This is a genomic window from Agromyces sp. NPDC058126 (assembly GCF_042884595.1).
Lineage (GTDB): Bacteria > Actinomycetota > Actinomycetes > Actinomycetales > Microbacteriaceae > Agromyces.
This window is the reverse complement of sequence record NZ_JBHVTS010000002.1, coordinates 388,277-408,921: the sequence shown is the minus strand read 5'-3', so window position 1 is coordinate 408,921 and position 20,645 is coordinate 388,277. Positions and strand designations below refer to the sequence as shown.

The window sequence follows — 20,645 nt, the reverse complement described above, 5'->3', positions numbered from 1 at the left end:
CGAGGGTCATCCGCCCGGTGCGGCGCCCTTCTTCCGGGCCGCCTCGCGCAGCCGGCCCGCCCACGAGGTGTTCCCGAGCAACGAGTACGCGAGCGCCCTGGCGCCCTGCAGCAGGCTGAGCAGGGCGCCGACGGCGAGGGCCTTCGGCCGCGCCGCGAGCAGGACGACATCGCGCTGGTCGACGGTGCGGGTGGCGTAGTCGCGCTTGTACTCCGCATCGCCGTGGCCGAAGTCGATCGTCCGAGCGGAGGGATCCCTGCAGAGCTCGTCGAACATCGCGTACATCACCGACGTGCCGACCCGATCCTTCGCGTAGGCGCGATCGAACGCGGTGACGTCGACCGACAACGTCCCGCGGTAGAGCGTGCCCCACCAGAACGCGACGGGGGCGTCGTCGAGGTAGAGCATCCAGATGCGTGCCCAGCCGCGTTCGACCGCGAGGGTCGCGAGCGCGTCGCTGAGCGGGGTGCGCTCGGCCCCGACGCCGATCGTCCGCTGGTACGACGCGGCCGCGACGGTCTCCACATCCGACCAGATGCGCTCGATGCCGGTGTCGTCGATCCGCTCGAGTCGAACCGCGTCGGGATACCGCCGACGGAGCCGGCGGTCCTTGAAGCGCGCCTCCTTCGGCGCGCCTGCCGAGCGCCGCAGCAGCATCTCGTCGAGCGTGTCCGGGAGTTCCGCGAACCGGTGCGTCGTCCGCACCATGCCGTGGACGCGGGTGAACGGAGTGGATGCGGCCAGCGCGGCCTGCTCGGTCGGGCCGTCGCAGTCGACCTTCTGCAGCAGCACGGCGTCGGCCGTGCGGTCGTCGAGGGCGCGTCGCAGCGCCCGGATTGCGAGGCGACGGTCGGCGTCGGAACGTGCACCGAGCACGCCGTCGAACGAGACGACGACGGTGCGCAGGCCGAGGTCGGCGACCGTCCGGTAGCCGGCGCGGACGACGAAGCGGTGATCCTCGAGTCGGGCCATGACCATGAGCGGCGAGGCCCCGTCGCGCTCGACGAGGACGATGTGGGGCGCGATCGCCTGGGGCAGTCCGGCGGCGACGGCGAGCACGTGGTCGAGGTCGGCGTCGAGGGCGTCTCCGCGCAGCGACTCCCAGACGGGGCGCAGCGCCTCGGCCTCGGCCGGCGTCGACGCGACCCGCACCCGGATGCCGCTGTCGGCGGGCGACAGCAGCGGACGGGAGGCTGTCGGCCGCGCCATGGTGATGACTATACTGACCGTGCTCTTCCGCGGCGAGCGTCGTGCGCCCGGTCCGCGGCCACCCGGCGAAGGGAGGGGGCGATGGCCCGCGATGCGCGGATCGGCGTCGTCGTCGTCACGTGGAACTGCGTCGACGACATCCCGGGGCTCGTCGAGTCGCTCTCCGAATCGCGCGTCGAGGGCGCCGCGATCGAGGTCGTCGTCGTCGACAACGACTCGCGCGACGCGACGCTCGAGCTCGTGCGGGAGGCGGCTCCGGCCTTCGGCATCGTCCAGCTGGGGCGCGACGGGGGCTATGCGGCCGGCGCGAACGCCGGCATCGCCCACCTGGTGGAGTGCGACGCCTTCCTCATCCTGAACCCCGACATCCGCTTCCGGCCCGACACGATCGAGGCGCTCTGGGCCGAGATGCGTTCGTCGCAGGCGGGCATCACCGTCCCCGTCCTCACCGATGAGCACGGGACGGTGCGCCATTCGCTGCGGCGGGAGCCGACGATCCGGCGCGCATGGGGGGAAGCCCTGCTCGGCGGGGGACGCGCCGGGCGCTTCCCGTCGCTCGGCGAGATCGTCACGGATGCCTCCGCGTACTCGGCGCCGACGGTCGCGGACTGGGCGACCGGGGCCGTGATGCTCGTCTCGGCCGAGTGCTCGGCGGACGTCGGGGAGTGGGATGAGTCGTACTTCTTCTACTCCGAGGAGACGGATTTCGCGCTCCGCGCCCGCGACCTCGGCTATCGACTGGAGCTGGCGCCGCGCGCGGTCGCCATGCACGAGGAAGGCGAGTCGCACCAGTCGCCGGCCTTGTATGCCAGGTTGAGCATCAATCGCGTGAAGCTGTACCGATCCCGGCATGGAATGCTCGCCTCGGCGCTCTTCTTCTCGGGGGTCGCGGCCGGGCTCGCGCTGCGCGCCCACCGGCCGACGCATCGGGCCGCGCTGCGCGCGCTCTTCGGCGCCCAGGGCATCGCCGAGGAGCCGACCCCGCCGTCGCGTCCGGCCCATTCGACAGACGCTCCAGAGGGCGACGACGGCCCACCGCGGGGCAGTCAGTACGCGAGCGGGGCACCCGACGTGACGCCGTCGTCGGAGTAGGCGTTGCCAGACCACTCCACGTCCTCGCCGACGTAGGCGTGCGTGCCGAAGTACCCGACGTCCGGCGAGAACTTCGTCCAGAACAGGTTGCCGGTGATGCGGGTCCCGTATCCGCCGCCGTAGAGGGCGTAGTTGCCGCCGGCGAGCACGTTGTGCTCGGCGACGAGCTCCGGCGAGTAGGCGGGCAGGCCGAGCGCCGCGGTCATGCCGCTCGTGCCGGCGTCGAGCACCCACATCTCGACGGTGTTGTCGGCGACGCGCGCGGCGCGCTCGAGCCGATCACCCGGGTAGTGGAGCCCGTCGTAGTGCACGCCGTCACCGCGAGCGACGAAGTCGTGCACCCAGTTGCCGATCACCTGGGCCCCCTCCCCGTAGATGCTCACGCCGTCGCCCGCGATCAGGTGGAGATCGTTGCGGCTGAACTCGGGGTCGGCGCCGACGAGCTTCACCCCGCTGACCGGCGTACGCCGCCAATCCGTCGCGGACTCGCCGCGGATCTCGTTGTCGACGATCCGAACCCGGTCGCCCGTCGCGTGGATGGCGGCCTGATCCCATTCGACCTCGGTCGGCCCGGTGATGAGGTTGCCCTGCACGGTCACGTCGTCGGCCTCGATCCGGAGTCCGGCCGGGATGACCGAGTTCGTGATCACGGTGCCGTCGTCGGTGACGGTCATGGGCCCCGCGTACGCCGCCGTCGGTGCGAACCCGGCGGCCGCGGGGCCGGTGTTCGACGCGCCGGCGAACGGCCCCGAGGCCGTCGGAGCGCCGGGCGAAGGGCTCGCGGCGGGCTCGTCGGACGGCGGGGCGGTGGCCGGGTCCTGCGGGGCCGGGCCCGGCTCCGGACGGAACTCGACATCGACCCAGTAGCTGCTCGACTGCCAGCTCTGCGTCGGGAAGGTGCCCTGCTCGCCGTACGAGTAGACGCCGCCGGCGCCGGGGCCCACGGTGGAGAGGGACGCGGAGCTCGCCGGCTCGTCGACGTCCGTGGTGCTCGTGTAGGCGCCGTTCGGCGCGTGGTACGACGCCACGTAGGTCTGCCCCGCAGCGATCGCGACGCCCCTCTCGAACCTCACGGTCTGCCAGCCCTGCTCGCTCTCCTCCGCGAAGGTCGCGCTCGCCAGCCGCTCGCCGCGCGAGTTCCAGAGACTGCCGACGTGCTCACCCCGGTTCGCCGGCGTCTTCCAGAAGCGCACGCCGAGCACCCGGCCGTCGCGCGACGCGCGGAAGGCGGTTCCGAGCTCGACGGGCTGGACGTCGTCGGCGACGGTGGTGCCCGTCGGATCCCGGTTCCCGTACAGGGACTCCGTGGTGGCCATGGTGCACGAGCCGAGCGATCCGGCCATCCCGAGCGCGACGACGAGCGCGAGGGCCGCGGCGGCGCCGGGGAAGCGGGCGGGGCGGCGTCGGCGAACGCGGGGCGTGCATTCCGACCGCATGGCGACCTCAGCGCGCACCCCAGTTCAGGCTCCGCTCGGTCTCGCGCTCAGGCTTCCGCATGGCGGCCCGCGCGGGCTGCACCGCCTCTCGCAGCGGGACGACGAGTCGGCTCAGCACCGGGTGCGCTCTCGGCCGGCGGCTCGTCGGTCGGGCCTCGGCCGAGGCGGCTCCGGCGGCCTCCCCGGCGAACTCCTCCAGCGGCTCGTTCAGGCCGAAGTACGCGCCGAGCGCGCCGAGCACGCGCTCCGAAGCCCGCCCGTCGCCGTAGGGATTGACCGCGCGAGCCATCTCGAGGTACCGCGCGGGCTCGTCGAGGAGTTCGCTCGCGGTGTCCACGATCCGATCCTCGTCGGTGCCGACGAGCGCGACCGTTCCGGCTTCGACCGCCTCGGGGCGCTCGGTGGTCTCGCGGAGCACGAGCACCGGCTTGCCGAGGCTCGGCGCCTCCTCCTGGACGCCGCCGCTGTCGGTGAGCACGATCGTCGACGCGGCGACTGCGTGCGCCATGTCGACGTAGTCGAGCGGGGCGGTCACGACCACATTGTCCAGCCCCTCGAGCGGCGGGAGCAGCGACTCCCGGACGATCGGGTTGAGATGGGCGGGCAGGAGCACCCTCGCCTGCGGATACCGCCGTGCGAGCCGGGCGACGGCGCGCCCGATCCGCTCCATCGGGGCACCCCAGTTCTCCCTGCGGTGACTCGTGACGAGGATGAGCCGTTCCGCGTCCCCGATCCGGTCGAGCGCCGGCTCGGTCGTCGGCAGATGCATCCCGTGCACCTGGAGCAGTGCGTCGATGACGGTGTTGCCCGTCACGTGGATGCTCGCCGGATCCACGCCCTCGTGCTCGAGATTGCGGCGGGCGTTCGAGGTCGGCGCGAGGTGCAGGGAGGCGAGCACCGTCGCGAGCCGCCGGTTGATCTCCTCGGGGTAGGGGTCGTAGCGGTGCGAGGTGCGGAGTCCCGCCTCGAGATGCGCGACGGGCACCTGCGCGTAGAAGGCGGCGAGCGCGGCCGCGAACACCGTCGTGGTGTCGCCCTGGACGAGCATCATGTCGGGCTTGTACTTGGCGAGCAGGGGTTCGATCCCCTCGATCGTGCCGGCGGTGATCCCGGTGAGATTCGGCCGCTCGCGCAGCAGGTCGAGATCGTGATCGGGTCTGATGCCGAAGATCCCGTTCACCTGGTCGAGCATGAGCCGATGCTGGGCGGTGACCGCCACCACGGTCTCGAAGCAGTGCGTCCGTCGGAGGGCGGTCACCACCGGGGCGAGCTTGATCGCCTCGGGGCGTGTGCCGTAGACGACGAGGATGCGGGGCATGGGTCCTCCGTTCGTCACCGCCACGCGCCCCGGGTGTCGAACACCACCCGGCCTTCCAGGCGCGATCGCGGAATGGATGTGAATTGGGAATGGTCGACGAGGAGCACCACGATGTCGGCCTCGTCGATGGCCTCGCCGACGGGCTGCATGCGCACGTTCGGCCGCCCCGCGAGGGTGGCCGGCAGTTCTCGGGCGAACGGTTCTGAGACGCGGATGTCGAGTTCGGGGGCGAGGTCGGCGAGCGTCTCCACGACGTCGACCGCGGGCGACTCGCGGAGGTCGTCGATGTCGGCCTTGAACGCGAGGCCCAGGCAGGCGACGGTCGGCTGCCGGAAGCGCGCGGCGCGCTCGAGCACCATCTCGGCGACGTGCCGCGGCTTGGAGTCGTTCACCTCGCGTGCGGTACGGATGAGGCGCGAGAGCTCCGGTGCCATGCCCACGATGAACCAGGGGTCCACCGCGATGCAGTGGCCGCCGACACCCGGGCCGGGGTTCAGGATCTGCACGCGCGGGTGGCGGTTCGCCAGGCGGATGACCTCCCAGACGTCGAGCTTGGCCTGCTCGCAGATGAGCGAGAGCTCGTTGGCGAAGGCGATGTTCACGTCGCGGCTGGCGTTCTCGACGAGCTTCGCCATCTCGGCGCTCGCGGCGTCGGTGGTGAAGATCTCGCCCTGGGTGAAGACGCGGTAGAGCGCGGCCGCCCGCGCCGCGCAGCGTGGCGTCACGCCGCCGATCACGCGGTCGTTCGTGATCATCTCGATCATGATCCGGCCCGGCAGCACCCGCTCGGGGCAGTGCGCGACGTGCACGTCGGGCACGCCCTCGTCCTCGTGGGGCATGGCGAGGTCGGGGCGGAGCCCCTTGATCCAGCGGCTGACCTGCTCGGTCGTCCCCGGCGGCGACGTGGACTCGAGCACGACGAGCTCGCCGCCGCGGAGCTTCGGCGCGATCGAGGCCGCCGCCGCGCGCACGAAGGAGAGATCGGCGGTCCGGTCGCCGTTGAAGGGCGTGGGCACGGCGATCACGTAGGCGTCGGCCTCGGGCACCGTCGTCGTCGCGGTGAGCCGCCCCATGCCGACCGCGCCGCTCACGCCGATCGCGAGATCGGGTTCGACGAACGGGATGCGTCCGGCCGCGACGGCCTCGACGGTCGCGTCGTCGACGTCGACGCCGATGACGTCGACCCCCCTGGTCGCGAGGGCGACCGCGGTCGGGAGTCCGATGTAGCCGAGCCCGAGGATCGCGACGGTGCCGCTGAAGGGTTCATCCATCGGAGTCTCCGGAGTCTCGTGCGCCGGCCGGGTCGGCGGGGTGGGCCGCCGGGCGGTAGGGCGGGGTCGCGTGCAGCCGTTCCCGCACGGTGAGCACGATGAAGGCCGTGTTGGTCGACAGGTATCGTCCGGCGAGCCGCCGGGGCTCCTGCAGCAGTCGGTAGAGCCACTCGAAGCCGAGCCGCTGCCACCGGTCGGGCGCGCGCCGGGTCACCCCGGCGAGCACGTCGAACGAGCCGCCGACGCCGTGCAGGATCGGCACGTCGAGCTCGTCGCCGAAGTGCGCGAGGAACTTCTCCTTCTTCGGGGAGGTGATCCCGAGGAACAGCATGTCGGCCCCGCTCTCGGCGATCTCGTGGGCGAGGTCGCCCGCCGAGGCATCCGGGAAGTAGCCGTCGTGCGCGCCCGCGATGCGGACGCCGGGGAATCGGGCGCGGACCTCCTCGAGCATCCGATCGAGCACCTCCGCCCGGGCGCCGAGGAAGTAGACCGCCCGGTGGTCCGCATCGGCCACCGCGAGCAGGCGCTCGAACAGGTCGCAGCCCGCCACCCGCTCCGGAAGGGGGTGGCCGAGGAAGCGGCTCGCCCAGACGACCGACTGGCCGTCGGCGAGCAGGACGTCGGGCTCGAGCAGGGAGTCGCGCAGCTCGTCGTCGGCGCGCATGTGCACGATCTTGGCGGCGTTGACGACGCCGACGAGCAGCCGGCGATGCGCGCTGATCGCCTCGCGCGCCCTCGCCAGGACGTCGTCCATCGTCAACGGGTCGAACTCGAGGCCGAAGAGGGGTTGGCGGCGGGGGGAGCCGAGGTTCGTCGTCGTCATCGGATCCGCCCCTCCTCGAGAATCGGATGCCACGCGTAGAGCGCCCAGCCGAGCTCGTAGGGCCGGCACTCGTGATCGATGCGCTCAGGCGGGAAGGCCGCGTCGAGGCCGGGCAGGTGCCAGCCGGGACGCAGCGCGGTCGTCGCCGCCGAGATCGTGCGCACGGCCTTCCTCGGCTCCCGCCGGCCGAGCTTGCGCCAGACGAGCGAGTGCGTCTCGGCGACGAGCTCTCCTGCGCCGGGCCGGTCGAGCCAGCCCATGCCGCGCTCGATCGGGGCGAGGTGCTCGACGCCGCCTGCGCGCGCGAGGTCGAAGAGCGCCATGGGCGCCATCGCGTGCTGGTGGACGCTGTACACGGGGTAGCGCTCGACCACCTCCCCGGTCCGCGCGTCGTAGTGCCACCACCACTCGCCCGACCCGCCCTGCAGTCCGATGATCCTTCGTGCGGTGCGCTCGGCCCGCTCGAGGGCGTCGGCGTCGCCGGTCAGCGAGGCGAGTCGTGCGAACGCCTGGAGCGGGTAGACCTGGTCGGCGAAGCTGCCGACGTGCGCGCGGAGCCGCCCGCCGCGTCCCGCGGGGACGGTGTGCGGGTAGCATCCGTGCTCGCCCTGCGCCTCGGCGAGGCGCCGGGCGGACGACTCGGCGAGGCGGGCGGCGTCGGCGTCGGCCGGGTCGAGGCGGAGGGCGGCGACGGCGGCGGTGAGCATCCACGCGAGGTCCACCGTCGGGGTCGCGTCGTCGTCGTCGGCGGCGCCGGCGAGGCGGGCGAGCGGTGCGGGCTCGATCCGGCCGAGCGCTTCCGCGGTCGCCCACACCGACAGGGCGACGGCGCCGAGGTCGCCTCCGGCCATGACCGGACCGCGGAGCCGGAGCAGCAGCGCTTCGAGTGAGCCGCCGTCGAGCGCGGACTCCCGGGCGGCGGCCGGGGCGACGGAGAGCCCGAGTACCGCGATCGCCGTGTAGCGCAGGCTCGTTCCCTCCGCGCGGAGCACTGATCCGGCGTGATCCGGTACGAGGCGGACGGTGTGCGCGAAGGTCTCGGAGCGGGGGTCGTAGGCGAGGCGCAGGCCGGCCGGGGCGAGGCGGAGGATCCGCTCGGCGGTGCGGCGGGTCGTCGGCGAGAGTCGGGACTCAGTGCTCTGCTGCGACTCGCTCATGGGGGATCCGACCGGCGTGAGTGCCGAGGCCTCGGCACGCGTTTCGGGGACGCTGGGTATCGATCGAAGTCGGGCTCACGGGTGCTGCCTCTCCGTACGCGATGGAGTCGGGTGGGGGCGTGGGCTCGGGTCGCTCACCGGTGGGTACCGAGGGTGAAGAAAACTCACGTATTCCCTGTCGTCACGGTAACCCCTCGTGCCCCCGGTCTTCGCGCCCCAAGTCGGGGGGCACTAGCGGACGACCGAGGGGGAGGAGGCGTGCCTGAGGTACTCCGACGCCTCGGAGCGGCCGTCGGCGGCGATCCGCCAGAGGTCGCCGTCGCCGACCTCGGCGCCGGGCATGCCGTAGAGCAGCGTCTCGTCGTCGAGCCACTCGACCTGGTCGTCGACGCTCCGCTGTTCGGGCAGGATCGTCACCTCGCCGCTGTCGAGGTCGAGCACCGCGATCCGCCAGTCGGGGACCGTCGATTCGGCGACGTCGCGCTTGAAGGCGATGCGGGTGCCGTCAGGCGACAGGGACGGGCACTCGGCGTCCTCCTCGATCGAGGTGAGCGTCCGCGCCGCCACATCGCCCTTCACGAGCCAGGTCCGGCCCCCCGAGGCCGCCGTCGCGTAGAAGGTCGCCCCGTCCTCGGCGAAGGTGACGCCCCAGAGGTTCCGGTCGACCGCGTCGAGACGGCTGCCGTCGACGGTGAGCGCGAAGTCCTCGAGGTTCTCGCGGGCGTCGCCGTCGACGGGGCCGACGACGGTCTGGGTCGAGAACCCGGTCGTGGCGTAGGAGTGCCCGGTCACGAACGCCGTCGTCGCCACGAGCTCGCCGTCGGGAGAGAGGCGGGCCCGGCTCGGGATGCCGGCGAGTGGCCAGCTCCGCACAGCCTGCCAGTCGGCGGTGTAGAGCGTGGCGCCGAACGTCGTGACCACGCCGCGATCGGTGTGGAGGCAGATCGCGGCCGCGTCGCTCGCGTCGATGCGGTCGCAGGCGATCGGCAGGATCGTGCGCGCCCCAGCGGGGTCGTCGAGGGCCACGACGGCGGCGTTGCCGTACCCCTGGCCGGCCGCGGTGTTCCGGAACACGAGACGCGGCTCGTCCGCGGCCGGCGCGTCGGTGGTCGTCACCGCCTCGCTGGGAGACGAGGCGCGGGCGAGCTGCGCGAAGTAGGCGGTGAGCCCGTAGGCGAGGGCGCCGGCGAACAGCGCGATCGCGACCAGCGCGATGGTGAGTCGTCTTCGGGGGGTCACGACGTCGTCCCGGCCTTCCGGCGCAGCAGCACCGCGATGACGGGGATGGCCACGGCCAGGCCGCACGCCATCACGAGCACGGCGGTGGTCGGGCCGAGCAGGTACCAGAGCACGCCGAATCCGGTCGAGGCGATGAGGCGCGCGAGCGCGACGACGGTCTGCGCGGCCGCGATCCCGGTGGCGCGCGCCTCGGGCGGGGTGACCATGGCGGCGATGGCCGCGAGGATGCCGTCGGTCGAGGCGTAGAAGACCCCCAGGAGGACGAGGCAGAGCAGCGTCGACGCGAGGCCGAACGAGGGGGCCGCGGCGGCCAGGTACGCCGCGAGCAGGGCGACGTAGCCGAGCACGAACACCCGCGTGCGGCCGAACCGGTCGGCGAGCCGGCCGATGGGCACCGCGAGCGCCAGGAACACCACGTTGGTGCCGACGTAGAGGAGCGGGAAGAACTCGGCGGCGAAGCCGTCGCGCGCCTGCAGCAGCAGGTAGAGGAAGCCGTCGCCGATGGTGAGCAGGCCGAGCACGCCGGTGACGACGAGGAGCCGCCGGAGTTCGGGAGCGAGCAGCGACCGCCAGCGGAACGGGGTGCGCGGTGTCTGCGTCCGCGCGGCGCGGTCGGCGCGCGGGCGCAGGTTCGGCACGGCGAGTCCGAGCAGGACCACGCCCATGACGGCGAACGCGAGGGACACGACGAAGACCGTGCTGAAACCGTCGGGGATGAGGAAGAGGATGAGGAAGGCGATCAGCGGGCCGGCGGCGGCGCCGACGGTGTCGAGCATGCGATGGACGCCGAACGACCGCCCCAGGTCCGACGGGTCGGACGCCGCCGAGATGAGGGCGTCGCGAGGGCCGGTGCGGATCCCCTTGCCGATCCGGTCGGCCGTGATCACCGCGAGCAGCGCGCCGAACCCGGTCGCGAAGACGAGGGCGATGCGGGCGAGCGCCGAGCATCCGTAGCCGATGAAGGCGATCCACTTCGGCTGGTCGATCCGATCGGCCGCCCAGCCGCCCGTGATCCTGACGAGCGCGCTGACGCCCTGATACAGCCCGTCGAGGAACCCGAAGGCGATCATGCCGAGACCGAGCACGCTCGTCACGTAGAGCGGCAGGACGGCCGCGGTCGATTCGGAGGAGACGTCGGTGAGGAGGCTGACCACGCCGAGCACGACCACGGTGGCGGAGACCCGCGCGCCCGAACCGCCGCGGGTCCCGTCCCCGGTGGCCGGGGTGTTCGAGAACGAGATGTACATGGCCGCCGCTCACCCGCCGCCCGAGGTGAGCGTGCCGAAGAGCTCGTAGCTCGAGCCCTTCCCGTCCGGGGTGATGACGAGCGTGACCTGGTCGTCACCGCGCGTGAAGGCGACGGCGGTGGTGCCGGAGGCGGCCTCCGCGGGCAGCTCGGCCATCCCGTAGGCGGCGAGTGCCGTGCGGTAGTGGACGAGCAGCTCGTCGACTCCGCTCGTGGAGCTCGCCGTGAGCGAGGCCTGCACCCGGCCGTCGTCGGTGCTGAGCGAGCTGTGCTCCACCGTCGACGCCGGTGGGGGCTCGAGGCCGTCGGGGAACCCGTCGACCACCTCGCCGTCCGCCGCGGCGTCCCGTGGGGCGGGCCCGGGGATGAGCGTCGGTGCGGCGGTCACCGGCGGCAGCGTGTACCCGGCGGGCGCTTCGGATCCGTCCTGCTCGCCGTCCGACGCGTCGTCCTCGGGGTCGGTCGCCTCCGCGGCGGAATCACCCGCGGGTGTCTCGCCGTCGACCGCGGCTCCTCCGTCCTGCGGCTCCGCACCGGGATCCGCCGTCCCGGAAGCGGCGGTCCCGCCGGTGTCGGACGCGGTGCCCGCCTGCCACACCGCGAGTCCGACGCCGCCCGCGGCGAAGAGCACGGCGACGAGCACGGCGACGACGATCGCGGTCGAACGTTTCATGAGCGGCAGCCTTCCGGTCTCTCAGTACGCGCCCTTCGGACGGACGAACACCTTCACCGTCCTCCACACGATCACCAGGTCGCCCATCAGCGACCAGTTCTCGACGTAGTAGAGGTCGAGTCGCACGCTCTCCTCCCAGCAGAGGTCGGAGCGGCCGCTGATCTGCCAGAGTCCGGTGAGGCCGGGCTTGATCAGGAGTCTCCGCGAGACCGGGCCCTCGTACCCCGCCGCCTCGGTCTCGAGGGGTGGGCGGGGGCCGACGACGCTCATGTCGCCGACGAGCACGTTCCAGAACTGCGGCAGTTCGTCGAGCGAGTACTTGCGCAGGAACGCGCCGACTCTCGTCACCCGGGGGTCGTCCCGGATCTTGAACAGGGCGCCGGCGCCCTCGTCGAGCGCGCGGAGCTCCGCCAGCCGCTGTTCGGCGTCCGGCACCATGGTCCGGAACTTCAGCATCCGGAACGTCCGGCCGTCACGGCCGCACCTCGTCTGCCGGAAGAGGATCGGCCCGGGGCCGTCGAGGCGGATCAGGAGGGCGACCGCGAGGTAGACGGGGATGAGCAGCACCAGCGCGACCGAGGCGAACACGACGTCGAAGCTGCGCTTCAGCGAGTGCCGCCACCCGTCGAAACGCGGGATCTCGACGTGGAGGAGGGGGAGCCCCTCGACGGGGCGGAAGTGGAGCCGCGGTCCGGCGACGTCGGCGAGCCGCGAGGAGAGCACGAGTTCGGCGCCGGTCCCTTCGAGGTCCCAGCCGAGCTGCCGCAGCCGGGCGCCGTCCTCGCTCAGGCGTCCGCTCACGATCACCGCGTCGGCCCGGAGGGCGGAGACCGCCTCGGCCACGCCGTCGAGGTTCGCGAGCCGGGGGATCGCCGCGAGTTCGGGGGAGTCGGCGGAGCGATCGACGTCGGTGGGAGTCGGACGCTGCTCGACCGCACCGTCGTCGACGGCCACCCCGACGACGCGGAATCCCGCGGCGGGGCTCCGGCCGATCTGCGCGACGGCCCACGAGACGTCGGCCGGCCCGCCGACGACGACCGCGCGGGAGAGGTAGCGTCCGGCCAGGCGCTCGGCCATGAGCCACTTGCGCCAAAGCCACCGGGAGAGGATGAGCAGGACGCCGCCGAGCGGCACGGCCACGATGAGATACCAGCGGGCGTCGCGGGCGTCGGCGAGCTGGAGTGCGATGGCGATGAGGGCGAACGCGGTCGCGGTCGCGTTCAGGGTGCGGCGGTACTCGCTCGCACCCACCCCGATCACGTGGCTCGCCCTGGTGTGGAAGTTCGCCAGGGCGAGCAGCCAGGTCACGGTGATCAGCACGGGGACGACGACCGTGGACGGCGTCGGCCGCGTCGCGACCGCGGTGTCGCCGAGCATCGCCATGCGGACGCTCGCGGCGGCCAGCGTCGCGCCGGCGACGATGAGCGTGTCGGTGATGCGGAGCCGGGCGCGGTAGTGGCGGTGCCAGTCTGTGGCGAGTTCTGCCGTGTCGGCCTGTTCCGACGGATGCCGGCGCCGCTCCGCATGGGGGCGGACGAGCCCGCCGATCCGGCGGGTCGAACCGGGCATCGTGCTCATGGCCGTGGCTGTGGCTGTGGCGGTCGGGTGAGCGGGCTGCGGGGCTGGTGGGGGCGGGGCGTCGCGTCGGCCATCGGGAGTCCATCGCTTTCGGGCATGGGGGCGTCGCCGCATCCGGGCGGCGCCGTTCGCGCCCCAAGGCGCCGGGTGTGCCGGTGGGACGGCCGAGCGTGCGTCGCCCTGCGACCGTGGGGTCGGGCGAATGCGGTGTCGAGGTTGGCGAGTACTCGAATATGAAGATAGCTCAGAATAAGATCTTTCGGCTCACCCAAAACGGGGGTGCCCGGCCGGTGCGCGGGTGATCGGATCGTCGCTCCGGGTCACGCCCGAGCGGAGCTCGTGCTCGCTGCCGAGGGTCGTCCTGGGGGCTGATCCGCGCGCCCGCTGCGCCCCGCGGTGCCGGTCGCGAGCACGACGATCCCCGTCGCGAGCACGGCGAGGCCGAGCACGGCGCCGGCGGGGAGGTGCTCGCCGAGCACGAGTACGCCGAGCAGCCCTGCCGTCAGCGGCTCGGCGAGGGTCAGCGTCGAGACGGTCGCGGGGACGAGGCCCGTCAGGCCGAATCCGAAGAGGAGGTAGGCGATCGTCACCGTCACGAGCCCGAGCCAGAGCGCCATCGCGAGGCCCGCGGGCTGCGCGAGCCACGAGGCATCCGTGGCGATGAGCAGGGGGAGTGCGAAGACCGCACCCGTGCCGAAGAGCGCGCCCATGCTGCCGGTGGCGCTCCAGCCGCGGTCGATGAGCGCCTTCGCGGCCAGCGTGTAGACCGCGTACGAGGCGCCGGCGCCGAGTGAGGCGAGCAGTCCCAGCGGGTCTGCCGGGGCGGCGCCGCCGCCTGACGGGGCGCTCGCTGCGGCGATGACGGCGACGCCGGCGGTCGCGATCGCGGTGGCGACCGCCCACCTGTGCCCGGGGTAGCGGCGCCGGAGAGCCCAGTCGAGCGCGCCCGTGAGCACGGGCGCCGAGCCGAGGGCGACGACCGTGCCGATGGCGACGCCGTTCGCCTCGGTGCCGGCGAAGAACGTCGGCTGGTAGGCGAGCACGCCGGCCGCGCCGGCTCCCACGAGCAGCAGTTCGACGAGCGGATGCCTCGTGGCCCGGGTGGTACCGGTCGGCGACGCGACGGGTGTCCCGTCCGCGTCGCGTCGCCGACCGAGTCGAAGTGCGAGCGCGAGCGCACCGAGCGCCCCGCCGCCGATGACGAGCCTCGCCGCGCCGAGCGAGGTCGCGTCGACCTCGGGGCCGAGCGCCTGCGCCGTGCCGGTGGTGCCGAAGCACACCGAGGCGAGGAGGACGGCGATCACGAAGCGCATGCGGAATTGTTACACAATATCGCCGTGTCCACGAGGATTGAGGGACGAATATTGATTAGGGCACTAATCGTCAGTACACTGAAGATCATGAGCAGCACGATGAACCCGTACAAGGGCCGCCCCGGTTTCTGGAATCGGTTGAGTGCTGCGATCTACCCGATCACGGGCCCGGCCGAGGTCGGCATCGGCATCGGCGTGACCGAAGCGCCGTACGTCCCGCCGGAGAACCCGCTGTGCCCGATCTGCTCGGCGCCGATGGCCGGCCACGACATCAAGCGCGGCGACGCCTCGACGCCCACCTACTTCACCTGTCCGCGTCCCTAGCTCTCGCGCGGCCCCGGTCGTGCGCGTGCCGCATTCCGCCACGGTGCCGGTAGGCTCACGGATGTCGCGAACGCGGTGCGGTGAGGGGGCCGCCCGGTCACGCGGCATCCCGGCCCGACCCGACGGGCCCGCCTGACCCGAGAGGACCCCCGTGCGCGCCGTGCTCTTCACCGAATTCGGCGCCCGGCCCGAACTCGCCGACGTCCCCGAGCCCGTCTGCCCGCCACGCGGCGCGATCATCCGCGTGCGCGCCACCGGCGTCTGCCGCAGCGACTGGCACGCCTGGATGGGACACGACGAGGGCGTGAGCCTGCCGCACGTGCCCGGCCACGAGTTCGCGGGCGAGATCGCCGCACTCGGCTCCGAGGTCTCGGCGGAGAGCGGCTGGAACGTCGGCGACCGCGTCACCGCCCCCTTCATCTGCGCCTGCGGGCGGTGCGCCGAGTGCCTCTCGGGCAACGAGCAGGTCTGTGACCACCAGTCGCAGCCGGGCTTCACCCACTGGGGCTCGTTCGCCGAGCTCGTCGCGATCGACGAGGCCGAGCTCAACCTGATCCGGCTGCCCGACTCGCTCGGCTTCGTCGAGGCCGCGTCGCTCGGCTGCCGCTTCGCGACCGCCTACCGTGCGATCGTCTCGCGCAGCCGGCTCGCCCCCGGCGAGCGCATCGCCGTGCACGGCTGCGGCGGCGTCGGCCTCTCGGCGATCATGATCGCCGTCGCCGCAGGGGTCGAGGTCTACGGCGTGGATGTCTCGGACGCCGCGCTCGCCGCGGCCGCGAAGCTCGGTGCGGTACCCGTGCAGGGCGGCGACGGCGCCGCCGAGCGCATCATCGAGGCCTCGGGCGGCGGGGTGGATGTCTCGGTCGACGCCTTCGGCTCGAGCCAGACCTCGTTCGCCTCGGTGCGCAGCCTGAAGAAGCGCGGCCGGCACGTGCAGATCGGCCTCATGGTCGGCGACTCGGCGCTGTCGGCCATGCCGATGGACGCGGTCATCGCCGGCGAGCTCGAGATCCTCGGCAGCCACGGCATGTCGGCGCACGAGTACCCGTCGATGCTCGGGGCCGTCGCCTCGGGCGACTTCCGCCCGATCGAGCTCGTCGGCCGGCGCATCACGCTCGACGAGGTGCCCGAGGCGCTCATCGCGATGGGCACCGGCTCGGGCGGCTCGGGCATGACGGTCGTCGAGCTGTAGCGGCGCTCCGCCGTCGTTCCTCGGGGTACCGGTGCGCTCTACGATGAGCTGGACCCGACAGGAGCAAAGATGAGCGACCCCCGCACGGCCCCGGCCGGCTGGTACCCCGAACCGAGCGGCGCCGAAGGCCAGCGCTGGTGGGACGGCACGCAGTGGACCGAGTACGCGACGCCGCTCGCGGCCCCGCCGGCCGCACCCCAGCCCGTGCAGCAGCAGCCGGCGTACGGCCAATACGCGCCGCAGCCGGCGCAGCAGCCCCTGCCGTACGGCCAATACGCGCCGCAGCCGGCGCAGCAGCCCCTGCCGTACGGTCAGGCGACGGTGTCGACGGTCGACGCTGCGACGCCGACCTCGACGGTCTGGATCTGGCTCATCGTCGCGCTGCCGGCGCTCGGCTTCGTGCCGTTCCTCCTCGTCGACTGGCAGCGGATCCTCGAACTGAGCGTGGACGCGCAGTATTCGTCGTCTCCGGCGGCGCAGCTCGCCGTGTACTCCGACCCCTGGTACATCGTGAGCTCGCTATCGGGCTGGGCGATCGCCGCCCTCATCGTGCTGTTCGCGTACTTCGACCGGCGCGAACTGGTCGAGCGCGGGTTCGAGCGTCCGTTCCACTGGGCGTGGGCGTTCTTCGCCCTGTTCACCTCGCTCGTCTACGTGATCGGCCGCAGCGTCGTCGTGAAGCGCCGTTCAGGGCGCGGCATGGCGCCGATGTGGGTCGCGATCGCGGTCACGGTCGTGATCATGGTCGCGGGCATCGCGTGGTTCGCGATCTTCATGATCATGGCGTTCGAGGCGGCCTACGAGCAGGCGTCGCTGTACTGACCCCTCGGGTCGCGCTACGGTGACGTCACAGTCCACAGGAGGGCGGCTCATGGATCTCGGCATCTTCGTACTCATCGGCATCGTGATCATGTTCGCGATCGTGGCCGCGACGGTCTGGCTCGCCGTCCGCGGGCGGCGGACGCGCTCGCTGCCCGGCGACCCGCACACGGCGTACCACGGTGATCGGGCGAACGTCGATGCGGCGGCCCGGGCGTACGGCGTCGATTCGGCGCGCGACGGCGGCGGCGCGTTCTGAGCTGAGGCGCGACGCGGCGCCCGCACCGGTCGAGCCGGGCGGGCGCCGCACCATGCCGATCAGGCGTCGACCGTCGCTCGGGACGCCGTGTCGTCGGCGCCCGAGGCCGTCGAACGCACCCCGCGCAGCAGGGCGGCCGCCGCGACGAGTCCGCCGAGGGCGACGACGCCCGCCCCGAGGAACGCCGCCGAGAACCCGCTCGTCAGCGCCGTGGCATCCGTGCCGCCCGCCGTGATCGCGGCGCCCACCGCGGTGAGCACCGCGAGGCCGACGGCCGAGCCGATCTGGTAGCTCGTGTTCACGAGCCCCGACGCGACGCCCGTCTCCTCGGGACGTGCGGCGCCGATCGCAGTGCCGAGCGAGGGAACGAAGGCGAGGGCCATGCCGAGCGCGGCGACGAGGGTCGCCGGCAGCACGTCGGCGACGTAGCTGCCGTCCGGGCGGACGAGGGCGAGCCAGCCGAGCCCGGCGGCGAGCAGGGCGAAGCCCGCCACGATGAGCGGCTTCGCGCCGAAGCGGGCCTGGAGCCGCGGCGCCAGCGCGACCATGCCGATCACGATGAGCGCCGTCATCGGCAGGAGCGCGGCGCCCGAGGCGAAGGCACCCGCGCCGAGCACCTGCTGCAGGTAGAGGTTCAGGAAGAACCACATCGGCACCCACGCGGCGCCGAGCAGCAGCTGCGCGAGGTTCGCCGCACCGAGCTGCGGCGCCCGGAAGATGCCGAGCCGTAGCAGCGGCTTGCGACTCCTGGCCTGGATCACGAAGAACGCGACGAGGAGCGCTGCGCCGGTGACGAGCGCGGCGATCGTCTCGATCGAGCCCCAGCCGACCTCGGGGGCACGCACCACCCCGTAGACGACGGCAGCAAGGCCGGCGGTCGCGGTGATCGCGCCGGCCAGGTCGACCGATCCTCCTCCGCCGCGGACTGCGGGGAGTGCGAGCGGGGTGAGCGCGATCACGAGCGCTGCGATCGGCACGGTCACGTAGAACACCCAGGGCCAGCTCGCGTACTCGGTGAGGACGCCGCCGAGGAACACGCCCGCGGTGCCGCCGATCGGTGCCGCGGCGCCGTAGACGGCGAAGGCGCGGGGGAGTTCGGAGGTGCCGCCGAAGAGCACCATCAGGAGGGTGAGGGCGGCGGGGGCGATGAGTGCGGCGCCGGCGCCCTGCGCGGCGCGGCCGGCGATCTCGAGGCCGACGTCGGTCGCGGCGCCGGCGAGCACCGAGCCGAGCGCGAGGGTCACCCAGCCGGCGATGAACACGCGGCGGGCGCCGAACACGTCGGAGAGCCGGCCGCCGAGCAGCAGCAGTCCGCCGAAGGCGACGACGTAGGCGTTGAACACCCACGAGAGCGATTCGGGGGTGAAGCCGAGCTCGGCCTGGATGTCGGGCAGGGCGACGCCGATGATCGACGTGTCCATGATGACGACGAACTGGGCCGCCGCGATGAGTGCGAGGCCGAGCCACCGGCGAGGCGCCGGGGCGGTGGAGGTGGACATGGTCTGCTTCCTTCTCTCGATCTAAATACCCCTAGGGGGTATAGATATACCGAGGTTCCGACGCCGGTGTCAAGCCCGGGCGCTCCGAGCCCGACGGCGCGAGCACTCGCGGCGTGCAGTGCCGCGCGTCACAATGAGGGCATGGACCCCGTCGCGGCGCTCGAGGAGATCGCCTTCCTGCTCGAACGCGACCGCGCCTCGGCGTACAAGTCGAAGGCCTTCCGCAAAGCGGCCGATGCGATCCGCGAGTTCACCCCCGACGGCCTGGCCGTGCGCGCCGCCGACGGCCGGCTGCGGCGAACTGCGGGCGTCGGCGACTCGACCTTCGCGGTGATCGAACAAGCGCTCGCCGGCGGGGTGCCCGAGCGCCTCGCCGGCCTGCGTGCCGAGGCGGGGCTCTCGGCCGAGGGCGCGGTCGCGGGGTTGCGCGCCGAGCTGCGCGGCGACCTGCACAGCCACACCGAGTGGTCCGACGGCACGACGAGCCTCGCCGTGATGGCGAAGGCCGCTGAGGCGCAGGGACTCGAGTACCTCGCGATCACCGACCACTCGCCGAGCCTGAGGGTCGCGAACGGCCTCAGCGCCGAACGGCTGGCCGAACAGCAGGAGCTCATCGAGGTCGTGCAGGCGGGCCTGCCGAAGCTGCGGCTGCTCGCCGGCATCGAGGTCGACATCCTGCTCGACGGCGCCCTCGACCAGACCCCAGAGATGCTCGGGCGTCTCGACGTCGTCGTCGGCAGCGTGCACTCGAAGCTGCGCATGGAGCGTGCCGAGATGACCGGGCGGATGCTTCGCGCCATCGCCGATCCGCGGCTGAACGTGCTGGGCCACTGCACCGGGCGCCTCGTCGAGGGTGCGCGCGGGACCCGTCCGCAGTCGGAGTTCGACGCCGAGGCGGTGTTCGCCGCCTGCGCCGAGCACGACGTCGCGGTCGAGATCAACTCGCGCCCCGAGCGGCAGGACCCGCCCGACGAGCTCATCGCGGTCGCGCTCGACGCCGGCTGCCTCTTCTCGATCGACAGCGACGCGCACGCGCCCGGCCACCTCTCGTTCCTCGAGCTCGGCGCCGCCCGCGCCGAGGCGAACGGGGTGCCCGCCGATCGGATCATCACGACCTGGCCGGTCGAGCGCCTGCTCGAGTGGGCGAGCGGGCGGGCTTGAGCGCCGCCCGGGTCGCGCGGAGTTCGCCTCGTGCTCTTGTCGGTGCCGTCGCGGGCCTGCAGGATCGGGGTATGGGACGCCGACAGGATGGGGAGGGGCGGACATCGCCGAGCGAGACGCGCGCCGCGCAGCTCTCGCTCGTGCGCGATCAGGCGGGGCGTCGGCGGCTCGTCGACGTCGCGCGGCAGTACGACACCGATGCCTTCGTCGCGCCGGCGCCGATCGGCCTGCGCCTCGCGAACACGCTCGATCGGCTCGCCCTCGACGCCGCGGCCGATTTCGAGCCGCTGCTGCTCTCGCCGCTGGCGCCGCTCGGCGCGAGCTCGGTCATGGCGCCCGGTTCGCAGGACCGGGTCGTCTCGACGACTCGCACCACCGAGGTGGTCGCCGACCCCACGAACGTCCTCGCCCTCGAGTGCGCGCGACGGCTCGGGAGGGCGCCCGGGCTCGGGAGTGCCGGCGACCCGCGGCTCGCCACCGTGCAGCAGACCGTGCGCGCGCAACCGATCCCGGTGGGCGGAGGATCGGCCCTCTCGCGGCCCTTCCGGATGTTCGCGCTCGCCGAGGCCGGGCGAGGCCGGCCCGACGACGGGTTCGAGGTCGACGCGGTCGCGCGGCAGCTCGCCGTCCACGATCGGTTGCTCGACGCCTGCGCGACCGAACTGCAGATCGAGATCGGACGGCGACGGGCGATCGTCCGGGCGGCGCCCGGCGCCGAGACCCTCGGAGCGCGGGTGCGCGAGCGCATCACCGAGACCCTGCCCCACGTCGACATCGTGTCCGAGATGCTGGACTCGCCCTACTACGACGGTCTCCGAGTGGGCTTCGGCGCGTTCGGCGCGAGCGGCGGCTTCGTCGAGATCGCCGACCTCGGGCGGTTCGACTGGGTCGCCAGGCTCCGCAGCGATCACCGGCTGCGTTTCGTGGCGAGCGGCTTCGGGCTCCAGCTCGTCCCGCTCCTGTTCGAGGCCTCCGGCGCCTCGTCGTGACCCGGTGGGTCCCACCGCGCACGGCAGCCGTCGTGTGCTCGCGCTCG

The 20,645-nt window shown here is 72.9% G+C and carries 19 protein-coding genes; 7 read left to right on the top strand and 12 right to left on the bottom strand.

Translation table 11 applies throughout. From position 1 onward, the window contains the following. Nucleotides 1-6: 6 nt before the first annotated feature. Complete coding sequence (locus ACFVTR_RS07175) at nucleotides 7-1,209, bottom strand: GNAT family N-acetyltransferase (protein ID WP_387035988.1); 1,203 nt, start codon at nucleotides 1,207-1,209, stop codon at nucleotides 7-9. Between the two features lie 81 nt (nucleotides 1,210-1,290). Between ACFVTR_RS07175 and ACFVTR_RS07170 the strand changes: the two genes are divergently transcribed. Further along, nucleotides 1,291-2,301 carry a glycosyltransferase gene (locus ACFVTR_RS07170; protein ID WP_387035986.1) on the top strand — a complete coding sequence of 337 codons (1,011 nt, stop codon included), beginning with the start codon at nucleotides 1,291-1,293 and terminating at the stop codon, nucleotides 2,299-2,301. On the opposite strand, the gene ACFVTR_RS07165 is transcribed toward ACFVTR_RS07170, so the two are convergent. The 10 genes from ACFVTR_RS07165 to ACFVTR_RS07120 all read right to left on the bottom strand — a co-directional run bounded on the left by ACFVTR_RS07165 (nucleotide 2,256) and on the right by ACFVTR_RS07120 (nucleotide 14,355). Then, nucleotides 2,256-3,737: a DUF4082 domain-containing protein gene (locus tag ACFVTR_RS07165; protein WP_387035984.1), complete on the bottom strand. Its 1,482-nt coding sequence runs from the start codon at nucleotides 3,735-3,737 to the stop codon at nucleotides 2,256-2,258. The two genes, ACFVTR_RS07170 and ACFVTR_RS07165, sit on opposite strands and share 46 nt — an antisense overlap. 7 nt (nucleotides 3,738-3,744) lie before the next feature. Then, nucleotides 3,745-5,055 carry a non-hydrolyzing UDP-N-acetylglucosamine 2-epimerase gene (wecB, locus tag ACFVTR_RS07160; protein ID WP_387035982.1) on the bottom strand — a complete coding sequence of 437 codons (1,311 nt, stop codon included), beginning with the start codon at nucleotides 5,053-5,055 and terminating at the stop codon, nucleotides 3,745-3,747. Between the two features lie 14 nt (nucleotides 5,056-5,069). After that, nucleotides 5,070-6,326: a UDP-N-acetyl-D-mannosamine dehydrogenase gene (gene wecC, locus ACFVTR_RS07155; RefSeq protein WP_387035981.1), complete on the bottom strand. Its 1,257-nt coding sequence runs from the start codon at nucleotides 6,324-6,326 to the stop codon at nucleotides 5,070-5,072. Then, complete coding sequence (locus ACFVTR_RS07150; protein ID WP_387035979.1) at nucleotides 6,319-7,149, bottom strand: WecB/TagA/CpsF family glycosyltransferase; 831 nt, start codon at nucleotides 7,147-7,149, stop codon at nucleotides 6,319-6,321. The genes wecC and ACFVTR_RS07150 overlap by 8 nt, the downstream gene beginning before the upstream one ends. Continuing rightward, nucleotides 7,146-8,306, bottom strand: coding sequence for a hypothetical protein (locus ACFVTR_RS07145; RefSeq protein WP_387035977.1), 1,161 nt, complete (start codon nucleotides 8,304-8,306; stop codon nucleotides 7,146-7,148). Before ACFVTR_RS07145 ends, ACFVTR_RS07150 begins: the two co-directional genes overlap by 4 nt. A gap of 231 nt (nucleotides 8,307-8,537) precedes the next feature. Further along, nucleotides 8,538-9,545, bottom strand: coding sequence for a hypothetical protein (locus ACFVTR_RS07140; protein ID WP_387035975.1), 1,008 nt, complete (start codon nucleotides 9,543-9,545; stop codon nucleotides 8,538-8,540). Beyond that, on the bottom strand, nucleotides 9,542-10,792 hold the full coding sequence (locus ACFVTR_RS07135) for an MFS transporter (protein ID WP_387035973.1): 1,251 nt from the start codon (nucleotides 10,790-10,792) through the stop codon (nucleotides 9,542-9,544). Before ACFVTR_RS07135 ends, ACFVTR_RS07140 begins: the two co-directional genes overlap by 4 nt. A 9-nt stretch (nucleotides 10,793-10,801) precedes the next feature. Beyond that, nucleotides 10,802-11,464 carry a hypothetical protein gene (locus ACFVTR_RS07130; RefSeq protein WP_387035971.1) on the bottom strand — a complete coding sequence of 221 codons (663 nt, stop codon included), beginning with the start codon at nucleotides 11,462-11,464 and terminating at the stop codon, nucleotides 10,802-10,804. 21 nt (nucleotides 11,465-11,485) lie between these two features. Then, nucleotides 11,486-13,042 (bottom strand): sugar transferase, encoded by a 1,557-nt coding sequence (locus ACFVTR_RS07125; protein ID WP_387035970.1) that lies wholly within the window; start codon nucleotides 13,040-13,042, stop codon nucleotides 11,486-11,488. 320 nt (nucleotides 13,043-13,362) lie between these two features. Beyond that, nucleotides 13,363-14,355 (bottom strand): EamA family transporter, encoded by a 993-nt coding sequence (locus ACFVTR_RS07120; RefSeq protein WP_387035968.1) that lies wholly within the window; start codon nucleotides 14,353-14,355, stop codon nucleotides 13,363-13,365. Nucleotides 14,356-14,442: 87 nt separating this feature from the next. Here ACFVTR_RS07120 and ACFVTR_RS07115 point away from each other — a divergent pair, with 87 nt between their 5' ends. The 4 genes from ACFVTR_RS07115 (at nucleotide 14,443) to ACFVTR_RS07100 (ending at nucleotide 16,949) form a co-directional block, all read left to right on the top strand. After that, entirely contained in the window at nucleotides 14,443-14,679 is a 237-nt protein-coding gene (locus tag ACFVTR_RS07115; protein ID WP_387035966.1) for a hypothetical protein, read from the top strand. A 151-nt stretch (nucleotides 14,680-14,830) separates the two neighbouring features. Further along, nucleotides 14,831-15,871 (top strand): zinc-dependent alcohol dehydrogenase family protein, encoded by a 1,041-nt coding sequence (locus tag ACFVTR_RS07110; RefSeq protein WP_387035964.1) that lies wholly within the window; start codon nucleotides 14,831-14,833, stop codon nucleotides 15,869-15,871. Between the two features lie 69 nt (nucleotides 15,872-15,940). Continuing rightward, complete coding sequence (locus tag ACFVTR_RS07105; protein WP_387035962.1) at nucleotides 15,941-16,693, top strand: DUF2510 domain-containing protein; 753 nt, start codon at nucleotides 15,941-15,943, stop codon at nucleotides 16,691-16,693. Between the two features lie 49 nt (nucleotides 16,694-16,742). Beyond that, nucleotides 16,743-16,949 (top strand): hypothetical protein, encoded by a 207-nt coding sequence (locus ACFVTR_RS07100; protein WP_387035960.1) that lies wholly within the window; start codon nucleotides 16,743-16,745, stop codon nucleotides 16,947-16,949. 59 nt (nucleotides 16,950-17,008) lie between these two features. Here ACFVTR_RS07100 and ACFVTR_RS07095 read toward each other — a convergent pair whose 3' ends face one another. Further along, nucleotides 17,009-18,448, bottom strand: a complete 1,440-nt coding sequence (locus tag ACFVTR_RS07095) for an MFS transporter (RefSeq protein ID WP_387035958.1) — start codon at nucleotides 18,446-18,448, stop codon at nucleotides 17,009-17,011. A 141-nt stretch (nucleotides 18,449-18,589) separates the two neighbouring features. On the opposite strand from ACFVTR_RS07095, the gene ACFVTR_RS07090 reads away from it, so the two are divergent. Beyond that, nucleotides 18,590-19,609: a PHP domain-containing protein gene (locus tag ACFVTR_RS07090; RefSeq protein WP_387035956.1), complete on the top strand. Its 1,020-nt coding sequence runs from the start codon at nucleotides 18,590-18,592 to the stop codon at nucleotides 19,607-19,609. A gap of 71 nt (nucleotides 19,610-19,680) precedes the next feature. After that, nucleotides 19,681-20,598 carry a hypothetical protein gene (locus ACFVTR_RS07085; RefSeq protein WP_387035954.1) on the top strand — a complete coding sequence of 306 codons (918 nt, stop codon included), beginning with the start codon at nucleotides 19,681-19,683 and terminating at the stop codon, nucleotides 20,596-20,598. Nucleotides 20,599-20,645 lie beyond the last annotated feature (47 nt).

Excerpts from the sequence above, each read along its gene's own strand:
- ACFVTR_RS07120 (WP_387035968.1), bottom strand. The coding sequence starts at position 14,355 with ATGCGCTTCGTGATCGCCGTCCTCCTCGCCTCGGTGTGCTTCGGCACC.
- ACFVTR_RS07095 (WP_387035958.1), bottom strand. The coding sequence starts at position 18,448 with ATGTCCACCTCCACCGCCCCGGCGCCTCGCCGGTGGCTCGGCCTCGCA.
- wecB (WP_387035982.1), bottom strand. The coding sequence starts at position 5,055 with ATGCCCCGCATCCTCGTCGTCTACGGCACACGCCCCGAGGCGATCAAG.
- ACFVTR_RS07135 (WP_387035973.1), bottom strand. The coding sequence starts at position 10,792 with ATGTACATCTCGTTCTCGAACACCCCGGCCACCGGGGACGGGACCCGC.
- ACFVTR_RS07145 (WP_387035977.1), bottom strand. The coding sequence starts at position 8,306 with ATGAGCGAGTCGCAGCAGAGCACTGAGTCCCGACTCTCGCCGACGACC.
- ACFVTR_RS07100 (WP_387035960.1), top strand. The coding sequence starts at position 16,743 with ATGGATCTCGGCATCTTCGTACTCATCGGCATCGTGATCATGTTCGCG.
- ACFVTR_RS07085 (WP_387035954.1), top strand. The coding sequence starts at position 19,681 with ATGGGACGCCGACAGGATGGGGAGGGGCGGACATCGCCGAGCGAGACG.
- ACFVTR_RS07130 (WP_387035971.1), bottom strand. The coding sequence starts at position 11,464 with ATGAAACGTTCGACCGCGATCGTCGTCGCCGTGCTCGTCGCCGTGCTC.
- ACFVTR_RS07105 (WP_387035962.1), top strand. The coding sequence starts at position 15,941 with ATGAGCGACCCCCGCACGGCCCCGGCCGGCTGGTACCCCGAACCGAGC.
- ACFVTR_RS07115 (WP_387035966.1), top strand. The coding sequence starts at position 14,443 with ATGAGCAGCACGATGAACCCGTACAAGGGCCGCCCCGGTTTCTGGAAT.
- ACFVTR_RS07150 (WP_387035979.1), bottom strand. The coding sequence starts at position 7,149 with ATGACGACGACGAACCTCGGCTCCCCCCGCCGCCAACCCCTCTTCGGC.
- ACFVTR_RS07125 (WP_387035970.1), bottom strand. The coding sequence starts at position 13,042 with ATGAGCACGATGCCCGGTTCGACCCGCCGGATCGGCGGGCTCGTCCGC.
- ACFVTR_RS07090 (WP_387035956.1), top strand. The coding sequence starts at position 18,590 with ATGGACCCCGTCGCGGCGCTCGAGGAGATCGCCTTCCTGCTCGAACGC.
- ACFVTR_RS07170 (WP_387035986.1), top strand. The coding sequence starts at position 1,291 with ATGGCCCGCGATGCGCGGATCGGCGTCGTCGTCGTCACGTGGAACTGC.
- wecC (WP_387035981.1), bottom strand. The coding sequence starts at position 6,326 with ATGGATGAACCCTTCAGCGGCACCGTCGCGATCCTCGGGCTCGGCTAC.
- ACFVTR_RS07165 (WP_387035984.1), bottom strand. The coding sequence starts at position 3,737 with ATGCGGTCGGAATGCACGCCCCGCGTTCGCCGACGCCGCCCCGCCCGC.
- ACFVTR_RS07175 (WP_387035988.1), bottom strand. The coding sequence starts at position 1,209 with ATGGCGCGGCCGACAGCCTCCCGTCCGCTGCTGTCGCCCGCCGACAGC.